14 protein-coding genes are annotated in these 16,327 nt (G+C 68.9%); 5 read left to right on the forward strand and 9 right to left on the reverse strand.

All coding sequences use genetic code 11. The features are described 5' to 3' along the window. Positions 1–4 precede the first annotated feature (4 nt). Positions 5–778 (forward strand): Fpg/Nei family DNA glycosylase, encoded by a 774-nt coding sequence (locus tag ACFWUR_RS24875; protein ID WP_378909960.1) that lies wholly within the window; start codon positions 5–7, stop codon positions 776–778. Between the two features lie 107 nt (positions 779–885). Beyond that, positions 886–1,266: a VOC family protein gene (locus ACFWUR_RS24880; protein WP_378909961.1), complete on the forward strand. Its 381-nt coding sequence runs from the start codon at positions 886–888 to the stop codon at positions 1,264–1,266. A 3-nt stretch (positions 1,267–1,269) separates the two neighbouring features. Here the strand turns inward: ACFWUR_RS24880 and glpD are convergent, their stop codons facing one another. Next, on the reverse strand, positions 1,270–3,060 hold the full coding sequence (gene glpD / locus ACFWUR_RS24885; RefSeq protein WP_378909963.1) for a glycerol-3-phosphate dehydrogenase: 1,791 nt from the start codon (positions 3,058–3,060) through the stop codon (positions 1,270–1,272). 328 nt (positions 3,061–3,388) lie between these two features. Between glpD and glpK the strand changes: the two genes are divergently transcribed. Next, positions 3,389–4,885: a glycerol kinase GlpK gene (gene glpK, locus ACFWUR_RS24890; protein WP_378909964.1), complete on the forward strand. Its 1,497-nt coding sequence runs from the start codon at positions 3,389–3,391 to the stop codon at positions 4,883–4,885. Beyond that, on the forward strand, positions 4,882–5,502 hold the full coding sequence (locus tag ACFWUR_RS24895) for a TetR/AcrR family transcriptional regulator (RefSeq protein WP_378909966.1): 621 nt from the start codon (positions 4,882–4,884) through the stop codon (positions 5,500–5,502). Before glpK ends, ACFWUR_RS24895 begins: the two co-directional genes overlap by 4 nt. On the opposite strand, the gene ACFWUR_RS24900 is transcribed toward ACFWUR_RS24895, so the two are convergent. The 5 genes from ACFWUR_RS24900 to ACFWUR_RS24920 form a co-directional block, all read right to left on the reverse strand. After that, on the reverse strand, positions 5,467–6,381 hold the full coding sequence (locus ACFWUR_RS24900; RefSeq protein ID WP_378909967.1) for an alpha/beta hydrolase: 915 nt from the start codon (positions 6,379–6,381) through the stop codon (positions 5,467–5,469). The two genes, ACFWUR_RS24895 and ACFWUR_RS24900, sit on opposite strands and share 36 nt — an antisense overlap. Positions 6,382–6,570: 189 nt before the next feature. Then, the gene (locus ACFWUR_RS24905) at positions 6,571–7,755 is read right to left on the reverse strand and encodes a PLP-dependent aminotransferase family protein (protein WP_378909969.1); all 1,185 of its coding nucleotides are present in this window, start codon (positions 7,753–7,755) and stop codon (positions 6,571–6,573) included. Between the two features lie 91 nt (positions 7,756–7,846). Then, positions 7,847–9,322 (reverse strand): hypothetical protein, encoded by a 1,476-nt coding sequence (locus ACFWUR_RS24910; protein ID WP_378909970.1) that lies wholly within the window; start codon positions 9,320–9,322, stop codon positions 7,847–7,849. Between the two features lie 69 nt (positions 9,323–9,391). Next, positions 9,392–10,408, reverse strand: coding sequence for a hypothetical protein (locus ACFWUR_RS24915; RefSeq protein ID WP_378909972.1), 1,017 nt, complete (start codon positions 10,406–10,408; stop codon positions 9,392–9,394). A 289-nt stretch (positions 10,409–10,697) separates the two neighbouring features. Then, positions 10,698–12,098 carry an NAD(P)H-quinone dehydrogenase gene (locus ACFWUR_RS24920; protein WP_378909973.1) on the reverse strand — a complete coding sequence of 467 codons (1,401 nt, stop codon included), beginning with the start codon at positions 12,096–12,098 and terminating at the stop codon, positions 10,698–10,700. A gap of 301 nt (positions 12,099–12,399) precedes the next feature. Here ACFWUR_RS24920 and ACFWUR_RS24925 point away from each other — a divergent pair, with 301 nt between their 5' ends. Beyond that, entirely contained in the window at positions 12,400–12,861 is a 462-nt protein-coding gene (locus ACFWUR_RS24925) for a gamma-glutamylcyclotransferase (RefSeq protein ID WP_378909975.1), read from the forward strand. Between the two features lie 39 nt (positions 12,862–12,900). Here ACFWUR_RS24925 and ACFWUR_RS24930 read toward each other — a convergent pair whose 3' ends face one another. The 3 genes from ACFWUR_RS24930 to ACFWUR_RS24940 form a co-directional block, all read right to left on the reverse strand. Continuing rightward, entirely contained in the window at positions 12,901–14,067 is a 1,167-nt protein-coding gene (locus ACFWUR_RS24930) for a M20 family metallopeptidase (RefSeq protein WP_378909999.1), read from the reverse strand. Between the two features lie 125 nt (positions 14,068–14,192). Then, the gene (locus ACFWUR_RS24935) at positions 14,193–15,395 is read right to left on the reverse strand and encodes a M20 family metallopeptidase (protein ID WP_378909977.1); all 1,203 of its coding nucleotides are present in this window, start codon (positions 15,393–15,395) and stop codon (positions 14,193–14,195) included. A 49-nt stretch (positions 15,396–15,444) separates the two neighbouring features. Further along, positions 15,445–16,146: an enoyl-CoA hydratase-related protein gene (locus ACFWUR_RS24940; RefSeq protein WP_378909978.1), complete on the reverse strand. Its 702-nt coding sequence runs from the start codon at positions 16,144–16,146 to the stop codon at positions 15,445–15,447. Between the last annotated feature and the right edge of the window lie 181 nt (positions 16,147–16,327).

Raw genomic sequence — 16,327 nt, forward strand, 5'->3', positions numbered from 1 at the left:
TCGAATGCCCGAGGGCGACACCGTCTTCCATGCCGCGCGGCGGCTACGCACGGCGCTGGTCGGTAAAACGCTGACCCGCAGTGATTTCCGGGTTCCGCGGTACGCCACCGTGAATCTGGTCGGCGAGCGTGTCGAGGAGGTCGTCAGCTACGGCAAGCACCTGTTCGTCCGCACCGAACGCGTGAGCGTGCACACCCACCTGAAGATGGAAGGCGTGTGGCGGGTGTTCCACCGCGGCCAGCGCTGGACCAAACCCGCGGCCACCGCGCGACTGGTGCTCGCCAACGACGAGGTCGAGGCCGTCGGCTTCTCGCTCGGCAAGGTTCAGGTGCTGTTGCGCGCCGACGAACACACTGTCATCGACCACCTCGGCCCCGATCTGCTCGGCCCGGACTGGGATGCGGCCGAGGCCTTGCGCAGGCTCACCGAGTACCCCCGCCGCGCCGTCGGTCTCGCCCTGCTCGACCAGCGCAATCTGGCGGGCATCGGCAACATCTACCGCAGCGAGATCTGCTTTTTGCGCAAGGTCCATCCGGCCACCCCCGTCGGCGACATCCCCGATCTCGTGGCGCTCGTCGACGAAGCTCACCGCGTCCTCGGCAAGGCCGCGCACCAACCACCATGGCGCGCCATGGTCTACGGCCGTACTCGCCGTTCCTGCCCCCGGTGCGGCACCCCCATCGCCTCCCAACTGCTCGGTGAGGACAACTCCGCCGACCGCATCACCCAGCGCGAACGTGGCATCTTCTTCTGCCCGAGCTGCCAGCCCCCTCCCTGAAACCCGTCGCTGGACGGCTGCTCTTCCGCTACGATCTCGGGATGGTTTTCCCGCTGCGGGCCAGCGGATTTCGGTGACGGTACCCCAGGTAGAGAGCAGGTTCGGCGATGGCGTGTCGGATCAGTGAGCTTGTACTCGGTTGTCGCGACCCGGAGGCTCTCGCCCGATTCTGGTGCGAGGTCCTGGACTTCGTCGTGCTCGATCGCGAAGACGACGGCACCGTGGAGATCGGCCCGCGCGACGGGTTCGGCGGACCGCAGGCGACGATCATCCTCAGTGGCGAAGCAGTGCCCGCGCGCGGGAAATCCCGGCTGCACCTCGACGTCAACCCCACCGACCGCGATCAGGACGCCGAACTCGAACGCCTGCTGGCCCTCGGGGCGCGTCCGGCCGACATCGGCCAGACAGGCCGCGAGCCGTGGCATGTGCTGGCCGACCCCGAGGGCAACGAGTTCTGCCTGCTCCGGGCTCGCATCGACCCGGTCTGAGGCTCAGCGGTCCTGGGGCATCGGTTCCAGCAACTGTGGACGCGGCTCGGGAGCGGCCGCCCGCAGTGCGTCGGCCGACTTGTCGTCGGGTCGGGCCTGCGACTCGATTTCGGCCCGCACGCGCGCCTGATAGGTGGACACCTCGCGATCGATATCGTCTGCGTCCCAGCCGAGTACCGGCGCCACGAGGTGGGCGACCTGCTCGGCGCAGTTCGCGCCGCGATCGGAGTATTCGATCGAGATGCGGGTGCGACGGGCCAGGATGTCGTCGAGGTGCAGCGCGCCCTCCGCCGCGGCCGCGTAGACCGCTTCGACCTGAAGGTACGCGGGGGCATCGGTAATCGGTTGCAGGAGTTCGGGTTTGCCCGTGGCCATGACGAGCACCTCGTCGACCAGGGAGCCGTAGCGGTCGAGCAGGTGGGTCATCCGGTACGGGTGGATGCCGTAGTGCTCGGCGAGCTGCACGGTCTGGTTGACCAGCGCGAAGTAGCCGTCGGCGCCGAGCAGCGCGACCTTCTCGGTGATCGAGGGCGAGACGCGGGCCGGAATATCCTGCGCCGCTTCGTCCATCGCGTCGGCGGCCATCACCCGGTAGGTGGTGTACTTGCCGCCCGCGATGCTCACCAGTCCGGGTGCGACCCTGGCCACGGCGTGTTCGCGCGAGAGCTTGGACGTTTCGTCGCTCTCCCCCGCCAGCAGTGGTCGCAGGCCCGCGTAGACGCCGTCGATGTCGGCGTGGGTGAGCGGGGTGACCAGCACCTCGTTGACCCGGTCGAGCAGGTAGTCGATATCGGCCTTGGTCGCCGCGGGGTGGGCGAGGTCGAGATTCCAGTCGGTATCGGTGGTGCCGACGATCCAGTGCGCGCCCCACGGGATGATGAACAGCACCGAGGTGGTGGTGCGCAGGATGATCGCGGCATCGCTGACGATGCGGTCGCGCGGCACCACGATGTGCACGCCCTTGGACGCGCGCACATGGAATCGACCGCGCTGATGCGACAGACTCTGCACCTCGTCGGTCCAGACACCCGTCGCGTTGATCACCACATTCGCGCGCGCCTCGCCGGTGCGCCCGTCCTCGGTGTCGCGCAGTTTCACCCCGACGACCCGGTCGGCCTCGCGCAGCAGGCCGACGACCTGTGTGGAGGTGCGGATCACCGCGCCGTAGTGGGCGGCCGTGCGGGCGACCGTCATGGTGTGGCGAGCGTCGTCGACGACGGTGTCGTAGTAGGTGACCCCGCCGATCATCGAATCCCGGCGCAGCCCGGGTGCCAGGCGCAGCGCACCGTGCCGGGTCAGATGATGCTGTCCTGGAACAGATTTCGCTCCGCCCATGGTGTCGTACAGGGTCAGGCCCGCGGCGACGTACGGTCGCTCCCACACGCGATGCGTCAGCGGGTAGAGGAAGCGCAGCGGCTTCACCAGATGCGGCGCCAGGGTCGACAGCGCCAGCTCACGTTCCTTCAGCGCCTCCCTGACCAGGCCGAATTCGAGCTGTTCGAGGTAGCGCAGGCCACCGTGGAACATCTTCGACGAACGACTCGACGTACCCGACGCGAGATCGCGTGCCTCGACCAGCGCGACCGACAGACCGCGGGTCGCCGCGTCGAGCGCGATGCCGGCACCGACCACACCACCGCCCACGACCAGGACATCGAACTGGTCCTTGCCCAGACGCTCCCAGGCGCTACGCCGATGTTCGGGCCCGAGGTCGCCCGGCCCGAGCCGGTCGCGTTTCCCGCCCGCGACCAACTCACCCGGGTGCAGGAACGGAAACTCCGGTGTCTGCGACATGCTCGACTCCTCGCCGCCGACCGATTTCGGCCGGTCCCAGTCGACAGTGGGGTCAACGCCGAGTTCCCGGCGCCGCTGCGTACAGGCTAAAGGTAGTGCCCGCTCGACGACGAAGACGTGCGCGGCGAGGCGTGGGGGCGAAATTCAGCGCGTGCGCCGAATCCGACGGTCGACCGACTGGTCCCTGCTCCCACACCTCTGCGCGGTCAGCGGGGCCGAGTTTCACCACGGCGCCCACCTCTGCCGCGGGCCACCGGCAACCCCGGTGCGCGCCATCGCCTACGACAAAGCGTGCGGACGCGGGCCGGGCTTTCGGTAACCTGCACCAATGCGTCGCTATGTGGCTGCCATCGATCAGGGCACGACTTCGAGTCGGTGCATCATCTTCGATCGGCAGGGTCGGATCGTCGGGACCGCACAGCGGGAGCATCGGCAGATCTTTCCCCAGCCCGGCTGGGTGGAGCACGATCCGGCGGAGGTGTGGCGCAACACCGAGTCGGTGCTCGGTGCGGCCTTGGGCAACAGCCGGTGCTCGGCCGGGGATCTGGCCGCGGTCGGCATCACCAATCAGCGCGAGACCACCGTGGTGTGGGATCGGGCCACCGGCGAGCCCGTGTACAACGCCATCGTCTGGCAGGACACCCGCACCGATCGGCTGTGCACCGAACTCGCGGGTGATCAAGGACCGCAGCGCTACGCCGACCGCACCGGGCTGCCGCTCTCGACCTATTTCGCCGGTCCGAAACTGCGCTGGATCCTCGACAATGTCGACGGCGTCCGTGAACGCGCCGAGGCCGGCGACCTGTGTTTCGGCACCATGGACAGCTGGGTGCTGTGGAAGCTGACCGGTGAACACCTCACCGACGTCACCAACGCCTCGCGCACCATGCTGATGGATCTACGCAGCCTGCAATGGGATTCGCGGATCTGCGCCGATTTCGGCATTCCGATGTCGCTGCTACCGCAGATCCGCAGCTCGTCGGAGGTCTACGCCGACATCACCTCCGGCCCGTTCGAGGGTATCCCGGTCGCGGGCATTCTCGGCGACCAGCAAGCGGCCACCTTCGGTCAGGCCTGCCTGATCCCCGGCGAAGCCAAGAACACTTATGGCACAGGCAATTTCATGCTCCTCAACACCGGCACCACCCCGGTGTTCAGCAAGCACGGCCTGCTCACCACCGCCTGCTACCAGCTCGGCGACGCACCCGCCGTCTACGCCCTCGAGGGCTCCATCGCCGTCACCGGCTCCCTGGTCCAGTGGCTGCGCGACAACCTCGGCATCATCTCCTCCGCCGAGGAGGTCGAGCCCCTGGCCCGCAGCGTCGACGACAACGGCGGCGCTCACTTCGTACCCGCCTTCTCCGGTCTGTTCGCCCCTCGTTGGCGACCCGATGCCCGCGGCGTCATCGCCGGCCTCACCCGCTTCGTCACCAAGGCCCACTTGGCCAGGGCCGCACTGGAATCCACCGCCTTCCAAACCCGCGAAGTCGTAGACGCCATGCGCGCCGACGCCGCCGCCCAACACCTCGACCTCGAGCTGACCACGCTCAAAGTCGACGGCGGCATGACCGGCAACAACCTGCTCATGCAATTCCAAGCCGACATTCTCGACGTCCCCGTGGTCCGCCCGGTGGTCAGTGAAACCACCGCCCTCGGCGCCGCCTACGCGGCCGGGCTGGCGGTCGGCTACTGGTCCGGCCTCGACGACCTGCGCGCCAACTGGTCCGCCGACCGAACCTGGACCCCGGAAATGCCCGAAGACGAGCGCACCCACCGCTACGCCGACTGGAACAAGGCCGTCGAACGCACCTACAACTGGGTATGAACCGGCCGCGCAAGCTGCCGCGCCAACAGCGCTCCAGGATCACCGTGGACACGCTGCTCGAAGCGGCCGCCCAGGTGTTCTCCCGCGAAGGCGCGACCGCGACCACCAATCGCATCGCGGAACGGGCCGGCCTGTCCATCGGCACGCTGTACCAGTACTTTCCGAACAAGCAGGCCATGCTGCACGCGTTGGCCGAACGCCACCTCCTCGACAGCGGGCAACGTTTGAGCGAGGTGTTCGCGCGTTTGCGGGTCGAGCAACCGCCGTTCGACGAGAGCATGCGCGCGATCATGGAGGTCGTCGCCGACCTCCACCGCGATCGACCCGCCTTGAACGCGCTACTGCACCGGGTCGCGTTGAGCCTGCCGATCGAACTCGCGGCGGTCCGGGCATTCGAGGACTACCTCGTCGCCGAAGTGGAGTACCACCTGCGGCGCTGCGATCGTGGCGGACCGGATCCCCTGCTCACGGCACAGACCCTGGTTCACGCGGTCGACGCGCAAGTACATCGCGTCCTCACCCGCCACACCGTGAGCGCCGAAGGGTTGACGGCGCTGGCGTCGGCCCTCACTTCCCACCCGTCACCGCGCGCCGACCTCGGTGATGACCGCCCGTAGCGTGTCGGCGAGTTGGGTGACCCCCGGCTCCTCGACCGGGAAGTGTCCGCAGCCGTCGAGCAGCACCACACTGGTGGGTGCGCTGAGGCGATCGAGAAATCGCAAGCTGAGTTCCGGCGGCGTCCATCGGTCCGCGGCGGGATGGACCAAGGTCACCGGTGCGGCGGCGAACTCTTCCGGCGGAGTGTGCCGGAAGCTCAGGAAGTCCGCGAGAAATCCGAGCGGAATGCGTACTCCCCCGCCCCGCGGATCAGTGGCACACAGCCGCGACAACGACGGGTCCAGGCTCATATTCGCCATGTCGACCAGCCAGCGGATCGGCACCCGTACCCGCCCGAGGACCGCGGCGACACCGGCGAGCAGCAGCGGTGGCAGCATCGCGGTAGCCCCCCAGCGGGCCAGCGCCCGCCGCGTCGCCGGATCGGCGGGGTCGGGCAAGCAGGTCGCCACCACATGCGCGATCCGACCCGTTCGCGCGGCCACCTCGTAGGCGAGCATCCCGCCCAGACTCGCCCCGAACACGATGAGCGGACGATCGTCGGACGCCGTCTCGGCCACCACGAAATCACCGACCAGCTCGACCCATTCGCGATAGCGCACCGCGCCCCGGTCGGCCACCACGGTGTCGCCGTACAGCGGCAGATCCATCGCCAGCACCGATACCCCTTCAGCCGCACCGATACCGAGCAACGGCCACACCAACCCCGCATGCCCGCCCGCCCCGTGCAACGCCAGCACCCGCACGGGCGCATCCTCCGCACCGGCACGCGCGACATGCACCCGATTGCCGCGCCACGCGAACCAACTCGCCACCGGTTCGAGCATCACCTCCTCGCGATATCGCTGAGGAAGAAACCGCACGTACTCCGCATATTCCATACGTCCAGCATCGGCCCGCAAAACCCCGGCGCCAACTCGCATTCGCCCGGCACGCCCATCGAGCAGACCAGCCCTGACCAGCACGGACACAGGCCCGATCGGCCGACTCCAGCCCTGCTCGCATTCGGCGCCCGATGGACGCCGCGACGACCACCACCCGGTAGAGCGAGTTCAGTCTCGGCGCCGATCTCAGTCGGCGGTCCGCGCGGCCTTCGACAAGCGGATGACCGCTTCGGCGAGGGTGGCTTCGTCCGAGGTGGTGAAGCAGAGCCGGAGGGTGTTGGGCGTGGTGTCGGAGACAGCGAAGGCGGCACCGGGAACGTAGGCGACGCCCGATTCCAAGGCGGCGGGCAGGAGGGTGGAAGTGTTCGTGTTGTCGGTGAATTCGGCCCAGATGAACATGCCACCGGTGGGGTCTGTGCAGTGGACGCGGTCACCGAAGGTGGTGCGGACGGCGGAGACCAGCGCGCGGGCTCTGGCACCGTAGGTGGTGCGGATCGCATCGATGTGGGCGGCCAGCCACTCGGTGTCGGTCAGCAGATCGGTGGCGATCTGCTGGGTGAGTGCCGAGCCGCAGAGGTCCGCGCCTTGTTTGAGGAGTTCCACCGCACGGCAGACTCTTTCGGGGGCGATCAGCCAGCCGACCCGCAGGGCCGGAGCGAGGATCTTGGAGACGCTGGAGAGTCGGATCACCTGAGGTGAGTGCGCGGCAACGGGCGCGGGGGCGGGGTTGTCGAACCAGAGTTCACCGTAGGGGTCGTCTTCGATGACCCAGAAGCCGTGCGCCTCGGCCAGTTTCGCGAGGCGGCAGCGGCGTTCGGGCGTGAGGGTGACCCCGCCCGGGTTGTGGAAGGTGGAAACGGTGTGCACGACGGCGGGGCGTTCACCCGCCGCGAGGAGGTCTTCCAAGACGTCCAGGCGCATACCGTCGCTGTCCAGAGGGACCGCTTCGATGCGCGCGCCCGCGGCCCGAAACACTTGCAGCGCACCGACATACGAGGGATCTTCGACGATCACGAGGGCGCCGGGGTCGAGCAGGACTTCGGCCAGGAGTGAAAGCGCCTGCTGGGAGCCGTGGGTGATGAAGACTTCGGCAGCCGGCACCGTGCGGCCGATCTTGGCCGACTCGCGGGCCGCGATCACCTCGCGCAGAGCGGGCCAGCCGGAGGACTCGGTGTACTGCAGGACGGCGGGGGCGCGCAGTGCGGTCTCGGCGGCGCGGGCGATTCGCTCGCGCGGCATCAGGGCGGCATCGGGGAGGCCGCCCGCGAGGCTGATGATGTCGTCGCGGGCGGTGAGCTCGAGCAGGTCCCTGATCGCCGAGCTCTGTAGGCCGGCGAGCTTGCCCGCCAATGCTGGAATGGTCAGCGACATGGGAACCTCCGGGGACGCCAAGAGAAGCAATCATCCTACGATTGCATATGGTCCGCCAGAATGTGAAATTATCGTCCCATAAAATGAGACGCTACCGTGCGGTGATGGACTTGACCTGCCATTTCCCGTCGGTGTTCGTGGTGATGATTTCCTGCTTGTACACCACCGCCGAGCCGTCAGGATGCATTTCGCGCAGCTCGACGTCGTAGTGGCCCACGCTGGTCTCGCGCATCTTCACGCAGTGGGTGGTGCCCGCGGGGATCTGACTGTCGATCGCCTGCTGGATCGTCTCGGCAGGCGAGATGTTCTCGGCATCGGGTGCCACGAATTCGCGCACCTTCGCCCCGGAACGGTCGGTGTAGAAGGCGTACTGGAAGCCGAGGATGGCCCTGGCGCCCGTGCTGGTGTCGCCCGGACCGTTGCCCACCGTCACGGATTGCTCTGCGACAGACTGACATTCGGTGGCCGAGGCGATCGAGGGAACCGGGGCGGCCGTGACGCCGGGATCGGCACCGCCGCCGCGCTTGACCAGTCCGATGGTCAGAACAAGTGCCACCACGAGCAGGACGGCCGCGGCCACACCGCCGATGATCCAGCGCAGGCGCTTGCTGTCGGCTTCCTCCTCCACCGGCGCAGGAGTGAGTGGGGTCTTCGGCGCGAGACGGCGCGCGATCGGGTCGTCGGCCCACGACAGGCCGGGTTCGGAAGGCGGCTTCGGGATCGCGCCGTCGTCGTCCGGGTTGTCCCACCACGCCTTCTCAGCGGCGGGCCTCGGCTTGTCGGGCACCAGCGGGGTGCGAGTGCCCTCGGGCGGGCGTACCGGATCCGGGGAAGTCACGGCATCGCGCGAGAGTGCCTGCGGCACAGCATCGGTAGGGCCGGGGCGACCGCGGCGGATCACCTCGGTGAGCTCACGGCCGGAAGTCACCGGCACGGAATCACCGAACACCGAGTCACCGAACACAGAGTTCTCACCGCGCGGTTGCTCACCCCCGAAACGCACCGTCGGGTCGGCAGCGGGCGGACCGCCCGGGGTGGGGCCACCGAAAGGCGCGGACTCCCGCGATCCGGGACCGGCCGGCGCATCCGCACCGGTCGCGGTGGGGCCGCCGAAAGGCGCCGCGGTGCGCGGACCCGGCCCGGCAGGCGGCGGCGTCGCCAGCGCGTCACCGAAAACGGACGTCGGCGCGGAACGGCGACCTTCGGGCAGTCGGGGCGGCGCTTGACCGACCGACGGACCGGGCGGCACCGAACCACCGAACGGACTACCGGGCGGACCCGGCGGCGGAGCGAGCGGCGGCTGACCCGCGACCGGCCCACCGAACGGGCCTGGCGCGGGTGCACCGGCAGGCGGACCGAACGGGCCTGGAGCCGGCGCACCGGACGGCGGACCGGCCGGTCGCCAACCCCGTTCCGGAACCCCGGACGGCGCGGGCGGCGGCACGGCGGGCAAAGGCCCGCCGAAACCGGAGTCATCGACCGGCGGCCCGAATCCGCTTACGGGAGGCCCGAATTCCGCAGCAGGTCGTTGCTCGCCGCGTTCGTTGTCGTCGCCCTCGGTGCCCAAGTCCAATCCTTTCCCGGGACACACGTGTGGGGCGGTCGAAGGCGACCGCCCCACACGACGTACTGCGTGTCAGTACTGGATCGAGCCACCCCACTGGGTGTTCACACCCGCGACGTTCAACGTCTGAAGCAACTCCCCCGGCACGGGCAGTGTAGCCTTCGCGGCCGCATCCAGCGCGGCGGTACCGCCCGGCTGCGCCTTGATCCAATTCTCCACCGCGGCCTTGGCCAGGTTGGCCTGCGTGGTGTCGAGCACGGTCACCGTGGTGTTGTCACTGCGGCCGTCGCCACCGTTGAAGGTGGTGACCTTGACCTCGTTCGCGCCGATGTACTCGACCGCGACACCCGCGTCACCGAAACCGCCACCCGGCGCCCGGTAGCCGACGGTGCCGACATAGCCCGAAGCGTTGTTGTAGTGGTGGGTGTTGGCGAGGATCCCGGCGCCGTCGATGGTGACGCCGAGTTCCTGACGCGGGCCTTCCATCTCGACGACGGGGGCGGCGGGCGCGTTGGCCAGGCGCGGTGCCTGCCAGGCCGGCTCCTTCGGCTCCTGGATGAGGGTGTCCGGAGACTCGACCTCGGTCTCGGTGCCGGTTCCGGTCCCCTGATCGGACGGCACGGAGGGCTGCGTCTGCTGACCCGGCGTGGCACCCGACTGACCCGGCGTGGCGCCCGGCTGGCTCGGCGTGGCACCCGTCTCGGGAGTGGTGGCGCCCGGCTGGTCGGGCGTGGCGCCGGCCCGCTCCGGCTGGACCGCGGGCTGTGCCTGTCCCGGCACCGGCAGCGGCGCGACACGCGGGCTGGTGACACCCGGCTGGCTCGGCGTCGGCTTGGCGGGGGTGCCCTGCTCCGGCTGGCCCGGCGCGGGGCTGGTGACACCCGGCTGGGCCGGCGTCGGCTTCGTCTGACCCGGCTTGACGCTTTCCGGGGTCTCCGGAGCTTCTACTTCACCCGAAGGCTGGCCCGGCTGCGCAGGAGCCGGAGTCGCGGGCGTGGTCGGCTGGTCACTGGGGACCGCGCCGGCCGGTGCCGCGAGAAGGGTTGCCACGGCTGCCGCGGCAGCCAAAGGCAACGACGTGCTTGCCATCGCTCGCTGCGCCCGACTCGGCTTACGATGCTTCACTTTTCGTAATCCCTTTCCCGGAGGGAATCCCCCACTGCTCCACCACGCGATCACAACTGATCGCGCCTCGTCGGTGAGTCAACCACACGAGCGCGGGACAGGCAACGCAGCACCAGGTTTCGCGCGCACCGGGATCCGCCTGCGCAAACACCTGGTGTAGCGGTTGCCGAGAATCGACGAGCGGCGTTGGCGAACAACACAATTCGAAACCCGGCACCCCTGTGATTCGTTTCACAGCACTGCGCCGACGGGCTCAGTCCAGGTCGTCGTGGCGCATCAGCAAACGTCCGGCTTCGGTGAGAGAACCGGTAAGGGAGGGGTACACGGAGAACGTCTGCGCCAGGTCGGTGACCGTGAGATTGTTCTGCACCGCCAGCGCGATCGGCAGGATCAGTTCCGAGGCGATCGGCGCGACCACCACACCGCCGATCACCACACCGGTCGCCGGTCGGCAGAAGATCTTGACGAAACCGCGCCGCAGGCCCGACATCTTCGCGCGCGGGTTGGTGTTCAGCGGCAACATCACGGTGCGCGCGGGGACCTCACCGTTGTCGATGGCGGTCTGGCTGACGCCGACGGTCGCGATCTCCGGCCGGGTGAACACCGCCGAGGCCACCGTCTTCAACCTGATCGGGCTCACACCCTCGCCGAGCGCGTGGTACATCGCGATCCGGCCCTGCATGGCGGCGACCGAAGCCAGCGGGAGCAGGCCCGTGCAGTCACCGGCGGCGTAGATCCCGGGCACCGCGGTGCGCGAAACCCGGTCGACGCGAAGGTACCCACCGCGATCGAGTTCGATACCGACCCGGTCCAGCCCCAGGTTCTGGGTGTTCGGGGTGGAGCCGACGGTCATCAGCGCGTGCGTGCCGGTGACGGTACGGCCGTCGGACAGCTTCACCACGATGCCGTCGGCGGTGCGCTCCACAGCATCGGCGCGGGCGTGCTTGACCAGCTCGACACCGCGTTCGGCGAGAGCTTCCTCCAGCACGAGGGCAGCGTCGGCATCCTCGCCGGGCAGCACGCGATCGCGGCTCGACACGAGCTTCACCCGCACGCCCATCTCGGTGTACGCGGACACGAATTCGGCGCCGGTGACGCCGGATCCGACGACCACCAGCGTCTCCGGCAGGTCCGGCAGGTCGTAGAGCTGACGCCAGTTCAGGATCCGCTCACCGTCGGGCTCGGCGCCCGGGAGCACCCGCGGGCTGGCGCCGGTCGCGATCAACACGACCTCGGCTTCGAACTCCTCGGTACTGCCGTCGGCCAGCGTGGCACGCACACGATGCGCCAAACCCGGTGCGGGCCCGACCAATTCGCCGGTACCCGGAAGTAGTTGCACACCCGCGGCCTGCAACTTGGTGCGGATATCGGAGGACTGCGCCAGCGCCAGCGCCTTGACGCGCGCGTTCACCTCGGGCAGATGCACCTTCGCCTGGTCGGCATCGATGTTGATGCCGAGGTCGCGCGCGCGACGCAGATCGGTGCGCAGGCCCGTCGAGGCGATGAAGGTCTTCGACGGCACGCAATCCCACAGCACACAGGCGCCACCGATGCCGTCGGCGTCGACCAGGGTCACCGTGGCCCCGTGCTGGGCCGCTACCAGTGCCGCCTCGTATCCGGCCGGCCCACCGCCGATGATCGCAATCCGTGCCACCAGTCACGCTCCTTGTGCTCGCCTGATCGGACCTGCCCCTTGTGAGGGCTCGTCCGTGCTGTCGAAGCCATCCTTTCAGGTGCGTTGTGACACGACCGGGTCGGATCGGTGAACATCGGTGCGCGTGTTCTGCACCACGTTCTCGGCGTGACCGGCGGGCCCGGAGGCGGTAGCGAAGCGTCACCACGCAGGGGTCCTCGGGCGCGACCGCGGTTGTCACCGCGCCACCGGCGAGTGTGATCGTCAGCCGATCTGGGTGGGAGACAGGAATTCCACCGCGGTTATTGGCTACAGTTCCATGGTGCCGATCTATGCCGCCTACGGGTCCAACATGGACTCGACGCAGATGCTGGAACGCTGCCCGCATTCGCCCATGTCCGGGACCGGGTGGCTGGAGGGTTGGCGCCTGACCTTCGCCGGTGACGACATCGGCTGGGAAGGGCCGTTGGCCACCGTGGTCGAGGATCCCGGCTCGCGGGTGTTCGTCGTGCTCTACGACGTCTCCCCCGAGGACGAGGACAGCCTCGACCGTTGGGAGGGCTCCGACTTCGGAATCCACAAGAAGATCCGAATCCGGGTCAACGGTACCCAGGGCGAGTCCCGCCTGGCCTGGCTCTACGTCCTCGACGCCTACGAAGGCGGCCTACCCTCGGCCCGCTACATCGGCGTCATCGCCGACGCCGCCGAAAAAGCAGGCGCCCCAGAGGATTACGTCCACGCCTTGCGCACCCGCAACAGCAAGAACGTCGGGCCTGGAGCTTGAGCCGTTCCGGCGCCGGTCACGTACCGGCGCCGGGACGGCTCAGCGTGCTTGCAGGATGATGTTGGTCAGGGTTCGCACGCCGACCGCCAGCGCGCGCTCGTCGATGTCGAACGTCGGCTGGTGCAGGTCCAACTGCTCGCCGACACCGGACCACACACCCAGCCTGGCCATGGCGCCGGGCACTTCCTCCAGGTACCAGGAGAAGTCCTCGCCACCGCCCGACTGCGGGGTGTCGGCCAGCGCGTCCTGGCCCATCGCCAGGATCGCGTTCTCGAACATCGTCGCCGACGTCGGGTCGTTGACCACCGGCGGCACACCGCGCTTGTAATTGAGCTGGTAGCGCACACCGGTCGGCGCGAGCAGCCCGTCGATGATCTCGCGAACCAGCGGTTCCAGCAGCAACCAGGTGGCGTGATCACCGGTGCGCACGGTGCCCGTGAGCATGCCCGTCTGCGGAATCGCGTTGGGCGCTTTGCCCGCACTCACAGCACCCCAGACCATGACGGTGCTGGTGCGCGGGTCGACGCGTCGGCTCAGCAACCCGGGCAATCCGGTGATGACAGTTCCGATCGCGTACACCAGGTCGCTGGTCAGGTGTGGTCGCGAGGTGTGTCCACCGGGCGAGTCGAAGACCAACTCGACAGTGTCGGCCGCCGAGGTGATGGCACCGGTCCGTACCCCGACCTTGCCGACCTCCAGCCGCGGGTCGCAGTGCAGGGCGAAGATCCGGTCCACCCCGGTCATCCCACCGGCCGCGACCACATCGAGCGCACCGCCCGGCATCACTTCCTCGGCCGGCTGGAACACCAACCGCACCCCCACCGGCAACCGGTCCTGCGCCTCGGCGAGCGCGAGCGCGGCGCCGAGCAGCACGGTGGTGTGCGCGTCGTGCCCACAGGCGTGCGACACGCCGGGCACGGTAGAGGCGAAGGTCAGCCCGGTGAATTCCTGCATCGGCAGCGCGTCCATATCGGCGCGCAGGGCGATGCGCGGACGATCGGCGGGGCCGAAGTCACAGATCAGGCCGGTGCCGCCCGGCAGCACCTGCCAGTTCAGCCCGGCCTTGGTGAGCCAGCCGGATACGAACTCGGTGGTGGTGAACTCCGCGCGCGACAGCTCGGGGTTCGCGTGGATGTGCCTGCGCCATTGCACCAGGTCACCGGTGTGTTCGGCCAGCCATGCGTCGATGATCTCGGTTCCCGACATCAGAGTTGGTTCGGCGTCCGGCGTGGTCGGACACGCTGCGGTCTCGCGGGCCATCGAGTGGGTGCCCACACCCATCGATAGCGCGTCGGAGCCTGCGCGTGCGGTGCCCGGATGGCCGGAGATGGTCACCGAATGTCCTCCTGTCGTTCGATCAGCCGTTGCAACAGCCTGTCCCTGTGTACTTCATCGCGTGCGACCGCGACAGCGGTACGTGCCAACGCGAGCGCGCCGTCGAGCACCGCCCGGTCCGCCGAGGCGTTCACCGCGGCGGCGGCGAAGGCCGGTTGGTGGGTCGCCGCGCCGCCCGCATCGATGCCGATCACCGGGTGGATACCGGGGACGACGTTGGTGATGTTGCCCATGTCGGTGCTCCCGAGCGGCCGCAGCACCTCGAGCTCGGGTGCGATCGGCACCCGTCCCAACCCGGTGATCTGCGCACGGTAGGCAGCGGAGAGAACCGGATCGGGGGTGAGCTCGGTATAGGTGGGCGCGAGCGTCCGTATGTCGTGGGTGCAGCCCGTCGCCAGGGCGCCCGCTTCGAAACACGCCTTCGCTCGGCGCATCAGGTCGTCGAGGGAGTCGGAATCGGCCGCACGCAGGTAGTACAGCAACTCCGCACGGCCGGGCACGATGTTGGGGGCTACGCCACCGTCGGACACTATACCGTGCAGCTGCTGACCGGGACGCAGATGCTGACGTAGCAAGCCGACAGCAACCTGGGTCAGGGTGACCGCGTCGCCGGCGTTGCGGCCCAGTTCGGGCGCGGCGCTAGCGTGCGCCTCGCGGCCATGGAAGACGATGGCGAGATCGGCCAACGCCAGCGAGCGCGCGCCGACGATGTCGGCGGGCCCTGGGTGCACCATCATCGCCATCGCGATGTCGTCGAAAGCGCCCGCTTCCAGCATGAGCACCTTGCCGCCGCCGCTCTCCTCCGCGGGCGTGCCGAGGACCACCACGGTCAGGCCGAGCGCGTCGGCCACCGCGGCCAATCCGATAGCGGCGCCCACGGCAGACGCGGCGATGATGTTGTGCCCGCAGGCATGGCCGATCTCGGGCAGCGCGTCGTATTCGGCGCAGATGCCGACGGTCAGCGGGCCGCTGCCGTAGACGGCGCGAAAGGCCGTCGACAGCCCGGCGACGCCGGTCGTGACGGCGAATCCGCGCTCGACCAGCGGCGCGAGGACCTTGGCGACGCTACGCGTTTCGGCGAAGGCCAACTCGGGTTCGGCGTGGATCGCGTGCGAGAGCCCGATCAGCTCGTCCGAGGCAGCCACGATCGCGGCGTCGGAGGCGGTGGCTGTGAGTTCGCCGGTGCGCGAGGGTGCCATACCCCCAGTCTTGCATCAGTGCCCGACAGCGGCGCACCGGCGAGCGCGGTCAGTTGCCGAAGGGAAGGTTCTCCGGGGTGACCGGGGTGGCGAGCGCGGCGAGGGTCTCGGCGTGCAGCGCGGTCTTGATGATCGGGGTGATCGGCTTGCGCAGGCTGGTCAGCGCGGCGGCGCGAGCGATCGCGGCGGGCAGCACCTCCTCGGCGGCGGCCTTGGCGTCGGCGATGCCCGCGGCGATGGCCTCGTCGGCGCCGAAGCGGTGACCGGTGGTCATCGCCTGGACGCACACCTGGTTGCTCAGGCGACCCTTCAGCAAGCCGTTCATGCCGATCGTGAACGGCATGCCGAGGTGCACCTCGGGCAGCGACCAGAACCCGCGGTCACCGCGCATCACGCGGAAGTCGTGGGAGGTGGCCAGCATCGCGCCCGCGCCGAACGCGTGCCCGTTGACCGCGGCGACCGTCGGCATCGGGAAGGTCAACAGGCGGGTGTAGAGCGAATGCACCCGGTCGAGGTAACCGTGCACCTTGTCGAGGTTGCCGAAGACGAAGTCGGTGTCGAGACCGTTGCTGTAGTACTTGCCCGTCGCGACGGTGACCAGCGCGGCAGCACCCTCGGACGCCTCGACCTTGTCGAGCGCGGCGTGGAAGGCATCGATCCAGTCCGGCGAAAAACGGTTCTCGTTGTCGGTCTCACCCTCGTTGCCGAGGTACAGGACGAAAACATCACCAGAGCGCTCCAAATACGGCATGCCCGGGAGAATAGTCCGTACCTGAACCCCGCCCTACTCGCGGGTAGGCACCTTTCCAGCCCCGCACGACCCGACCCCGAGGAGGGTCCGCCGCGCAGCGGCGGTTCGCGGCCGTCCCGACGATCAGGTGCCGGTGGGGGTGGGGCGCTCGTGGAAAGGACGGGGGCAGATGCTCGGGAGC

Source organism: Nocardia sp. NPDC058633 (assembly GCF_042717045.1).
In the GTDB taxonomy this organism is placed as follows: Bacteria; Actinomycetota; Actinomycetes; order Mycobacteriales; family Mycobacteriaceae; genus Nocardia.